The following is a 4,651-nucleotide window of genomic DNA, read 5'->3' as shown; positions in this document are numbered from 1 at the left end:
GAGAAACACTTTACAAATCTGGTGGAGTTGGTGCTGGAGATCGGCGCTATGGACATTTATTTCGGTTTTTTTAGTTGGCACCGCAATAGGGCTGAGTTTTGGTGTTTTAGGTATATCACAGGTACCTTATAGGGTTTTCATAGATATACTTTATGGGGTTATTGGTTTGGCTTTTGGGTTGTCAGCGCTGAAAGTCGTCTTATCCAAAGAGTTTCGTGGCTATCGAATAGTTTTAGTCAAAACAAATGAAGAGCCTGCGGATATTGATGCATAACAAGCGGCTGTTGTCGCCAATGAGTGGCTGGGACTGCCTTTTCGCTGCTCCGCAGCTACAAGTCAGCCCCAAAGCCGGGCATTAGGCAAGAGGAAGAGTAGATGGGAAAAGAACTTACAGAAAGTAAAATCATGCAGGCCTTGGACTGGGCTTATGAAAAAGCCGTGGATGGCGTGCCAGGATTAGACTCAGCAAGCGAGTTAGCCGAAGATTATTTGGCAAGTGATGATGATCTTATTGACCAAGTAAATTCGTTAATTCGCTGGCAAAATACTAAGGCTGGAACGTCAGGGTTTTTAACCGGCCTTGGTGGAATTGTAACTATGCCTGTGACGATTCCAGCCAATATAACTAGCGTCATGTATGTTCAGGTAAGGATGATTGCAGCGATCGCACACATGGGTGGGCATGACTTGAAGGATGATCGAGTTAAAACCCTCGTTTATGCTTGTCTTACCGGTAATGCAGGGAAAGATATTTTAAAAGATATGGGTATTGTTGTTGGTACAAAGCTTACTACCAACGTCATAAAAAATATTTCTGGTAAAACAATTACGGCTATCAATCAAAAGGTAGGGTTTCGCCTTCTAACAAAATTTGGAGAGAAAGGCGTTATAAATTTAGGTAAAGCTGTTCCATTGGTCGGTGGTGTAATTGGCGGTACAGTCGATTCCATTGCAACTAATACAATTGGCAATATTGCTAGAGATACATTTGTTAAAACTAGCGAGTATGCCTAACAAGCGGCTGCAATCTGACCTTTGGGCAAGACTCGCTGCGCTCGCCCGTACTTGCGGCGTTAAGGAACCGAGTTACCCACGATTAGTAGACACCTTCTAAAGTGAGGTTTACCTCTACATGCAGGTGCCGGGTTTATGTATCGGGGCTGTGAAACGAACATCACACCCCATACTCCCCAACAAAACGCGTTGCCCTCAACCCTTCAATCGCCTGCAGCACCGCTGGATCATTGCGCCGTGCATCCGCAACCGCCAGATAGATTGTTAGATTAAACTCCCGCGCACCTTCTACCCGAAACAGTTTCCCTGCCTCCAAATACTTCTGCACCGTCGAGTGGGCGAGGTAGGCTGATCCGCCACGCTCCAGAATCTGCTCAAGTGCCTGGGATTCCAGTGCCAGGGTGATCCTGTGGTGAGGCACATCCGGGTATTCGCGGTTGTGCTGGTCTTGAAACTGATGGCCCCAGTCGATGTAGATGTATCCCTCGGTGTGGCCGGTGCCCACGTTGCGTGGTTCGGTGGAGACCAGAATCAGCGGTTCTTCAAAGAGGGGCTCCATATGCAGCCCGGGGCTGTAAATTGGTTCGAACATCAGAGCCAGGTCGAGCAGGCCGTCACGCATTTCATTCAGCAGGTAGACCGAGTAGTCGGATTGGATACGGGTTGCGATGCCGGGTGCATTCTCGTTCATCCAATCCAGCCAGTCGGAGTAGAGCTTGTTCCAGTAATGTACGGGAATGCCGAGGCTGACGATCCCTTCCACGCCAGGTGGCAGAGATACTTCCTGTTGTGCCTGCTGCCAGGTTTTTACCACCGACAGGGCGTACGGATAGAACGCCTTGCCGCCGTTGTTCAGCGCAACGCCATCACGTTTACGGGTAAACAATTCACGGTTGAGTCGCTCTTCTAAAGCTTTTATCCGGGCACTGACAGTGGACTGGGTGATATGCAGGTTTTCAGAGGCTTTCTGAAAGCTGCCGGTGGCGGTCACTTCCAGGAACGCGCGCAGGTTCTCGATATTCATAACAGCCTTTAATGCACTTGCCGGTTATCCGTTCATTCTAAGATGGGGACCAGTTATCTCGAAAGCTGGAGACAAAAAAGCCCGCGATCATTAAGACAGCGGGCTTTGTTTATCGCTATGTTAGGTTACACCCGTTCGTGTTTGAGTCCTTTATAGAGGCTCAGACACATCAGCAACAGCACGATACAGAACGGGAAACCGGTGGATACGGTTGCCGCTTGCAGCGATCCCAGGCCACCACCCAGCAGCAGGGCAATTGCTACCAGACCTTCAAAAGAGCACCAGAAGATACGCTGTGGCAGTGGTGGGTTGATGATACCGCCCGCAGTAATTGTATCGATTACCAGAGAGCCACTGTCAGACGAGGTTACGAAGAAGATTACGATCAGCAGCAGCGAAATAAACGATACGATAAAGCTCATCGGCAGTTCAGCCAGCAGGCGGTACAGAACCACTTCAGGTTGCCAGTTGCTTACGGCTTCACGTACACCGTCGTAACCGCCTGCCATCTGTTCTATCGCTGCACCACCGAACACGGTCATCCAAAGCAGACAGAAGATGGTAGGTACGATCAGTACACATACGATGAATTCACGTACGCTGCGGCCCTTACTGACACGCGCGATAAACATACCCACGAATGGAGACCACGCGATCCACCATGCCCAGTAGAAGGTGGTCCAACCGTGGTAGAAACCGGTGTCTTCACGACCTACCGGGTTAGACAGCTGAATGCTGTACTTAACGTAATCGCCCAGACCCACTACGAACTTGGTCAGCAACTCCAGCGTTGGGCCGCTGAACAGTACGAACAGCAGCAGGCCGACCGCCATCACCATGTTGATCTCACTCAGACGTTTTACGCCGGAGTCGATACCCGCCACACAGGAGCCGATCGCGATCAGAGTGATACCGACGATCAGCACAACTTTGACGATGTTGGTTGGGGAAATCTCAAACAGTTCGTTCAGACCTGCCGCGATCTGTTCAGCACCGTAACCCAGGGAGGTTGCCAGACCGAAGATGGTGGCGAAGACGGCCAGGGTATCAATAACGTGGCCGGTGAAACCCCACACGCGGTCGCCCAGCAGTGGGAAGAATGCAGAACGTAGTGTCAGAGGCAGACCGTGGTTGTAGCTGAAGTACGCCAGTGCCAGGCCTACAACGGCGTATACCGCCCAGGCACTCAGGCCCCAGTGGAAGGTCGCCGCAGCGATACCAAGTCGAGCCGCCTCCGGTGCATCCGGTGAGATACCCAGGGGAGGACTGAGCATATGAGTCACAGGCTCAAGCACACCAAAGAACATCAGGCCGATACCGATACCCGCAGAGAACAGCATCGCCAGCCAGCCCGGGTAGCTGAATTCAGGTTTGGCGTCGGGGCCACCGATCTTTACGCGGCCCGTCTTGGAGAAGGCAACGAAAAGACAGAACAGGATGAAGAAGTTGATGCTGCCAACAAAGAACCAGTCGAGCTGGGTGGTCAGCCAAGGGCGCAGTTCGTTAAAGAACGTGCCGGCCTGTTCCTGGAAAAGTAGGGTTAACGCGACAAATACAACGATGCAGACTGCAGAGACGGGAAAGACCAGGTTATGGATATCCAAACCAAAAGGTTGGATGTTGTCCTGTCCTATCTGGTAATCCGTTGTCGTTGAAAGAGGCGCTGGTTTATCGCCGTTTGACATATTACTACGTAACTCCCTGAAGAATTTATAGTTTTTATAATAGGTTATGGTCGCTGTGCGACCGCACAATGCCTTAGAACTATAAGTTTAGTTCATACAAAAAGACAGGCCGGATTGCGAATAAAGCCAATCGGCCTGTGAGAGGGACAGAGGGTTATACAAGTTATCTTGTATGAGAAAGGTCTGATTCGGGGATAAATCTGACCCTGTGATTGCGGTCTGTTACGTACGCAGGAGTTGGTCGGATTGCTCTTCGATCAGCTTGAGTACGCTCAGGTGAGGGACTTCCGCACCGTATTTATCGGTCGCAACTTTGTATTTGTCGTATACGCTGTTGGCCAGCGTCATATCGATGCCCAGGTGGCTTCCCAGTTCGGTGATCAGGCGCATGTCCTTGGTTGCCAGGCCCAGTGCAAAGGAGCGGTCGTAGCTGCCATCCAGCACTTTTGGGATGTAGTTGTCGACCACGTAGCTCTGTGCACAGCTGTTCTGCAATACGTTGTGCAGTACATTGAGGTCCAGATCCGCTTTGGCCCCCATCATCAGGGCTTCACCGATGCCCATCGCCACCAGGTAGTTCAGGTGGAGCTGGGAGAGTTTGGTTACATAGCCTGCGCCTGCAGGGCCCATGCGTACCGCTTTCTTGGTGAATGCATCCAGCATCGGTGCGAACTTCGCCAGGGTGTCTTCTTCGACGCCCAGCAGCATGGTCAGGGTGCCCGCTGCTGCGCCTTCAGAACCGCCGGTTACCGGTGCATCGATCAGCGTCATGTCTTCAGGCGCGGCTTCGCGTACTTTTTCCCACTCCGCCAGTTCGTTGGTGCTGGTTTCAAACCAGGTTGCGCCGGTCAGGGCGTTTTCCAGAATGCCGTCTTCGCCGAAGGCCACCTGATTCACCTGCACAGAACTTGGCAGGGAAGTGAAGATC

Annotated in this window: 5 protein-coding genes; 2 read left to right on the top strand and 3 right to left on the bottom strand. The window is 51.6% G+C overall.

What is annotated here, in order from left to right:
• Window positions 1-274 (top strand): hypothetical protein (locus tag ACEQ15_RS08605; protein WP_370278722.1); only part of this gene is annotated, 274 nt, incomplete at its 5' end.
• A gap of 101 nt (window positions 275-375) precedes the next feature.
• A complete protein-coding gene (locus ACEQ15_RS08600) occupies window positions 376-1,014 on the top strand; it encodes an EcsC family protein (protein WP_370278721.1) in 639 nt (212 codons plus the stop codon).
• 160 nt (window positions 1,015-1,174) lie between these two features.
• Here the strand turns inward: ACEQ15_RS08600 and ACEQ15_RS08595 are convergent, their stop codons facing one another.
• From ACEQ15_RS08595 to ACEQ15_RS08585, 3 genes are all read right to left on the bottom strand, one after another.
• Window positions 1,175-2,038, bottom strand: coding sequence for a LysR family transcriptional regulator (locus ACEQ15_RS08595; RefSeq protein ID WP_370278720.1), 864 nt, complete (start codon window positions 2,036-2,038; stop codon window positions 1,175-1,177).
• A gap of 125 nt (window positions 2,039-2,163) precedes the next feature.
• Complete coding sequence (locus tag ACEQ15_RS08590; protein ID WP_370278719.1) at window positions 2,164-3,723, bottom strand: BCCT family transporter; 1,560 nt, start codon at window positions 3,721-3,723, stop codon at window positions 2,164-2,166.
• Between the two features lie 222 nt (window positions 3,724-3,945).
• Window positions 3,946-4,651: NAD(P)-dependent oxidoreductase (locus ACEQ15_RS08585; protein ID WP_370278718.1), on the bottom strand; the 706-nt coding region annotated here is incomplete at its 5' end.

The sequence above is a fragment of the Pontibacterium sp. genome, assembly GCF_964228735.1.
In the GTDB taxonomy this organism is placed as follows: domain Bacteria; phylum Pseudomonadota; class Gammaproteobacteria; order Pseudomonadales; family Balneatricaceae; genus Pontibacterium.
This window is presented reverse-complemented; position numbering and strand designations above follow the sequence as displayed.

What these genes read in the sequence shown, in the direction of transcription:
- ACEQ15_RS08600 (WP_370278721.1), top strand. Translation starts at nt 376, where the DNA reads ATGGGAAAAGAACTTACAGAAAGTAAAATCATGCAGGCCTTGGACTGG.
- ACEQ15_RS08595 (WP_370278720.1), bottom strand. Translation starts at nt 2,038, where the DNA reads ATGAATATCGAGAACCTGCGCGCGTTCCTGGAAGTGACCGCCACCGGC.
- ACEQ15_RS08590 (WP_370278719.1), bottom strand. Translation starts at nt 3,723, where the DNA reads ATGTCAAACGGCGATAAACCAGCGCCTCTTTCAACGACAACGGATTAC.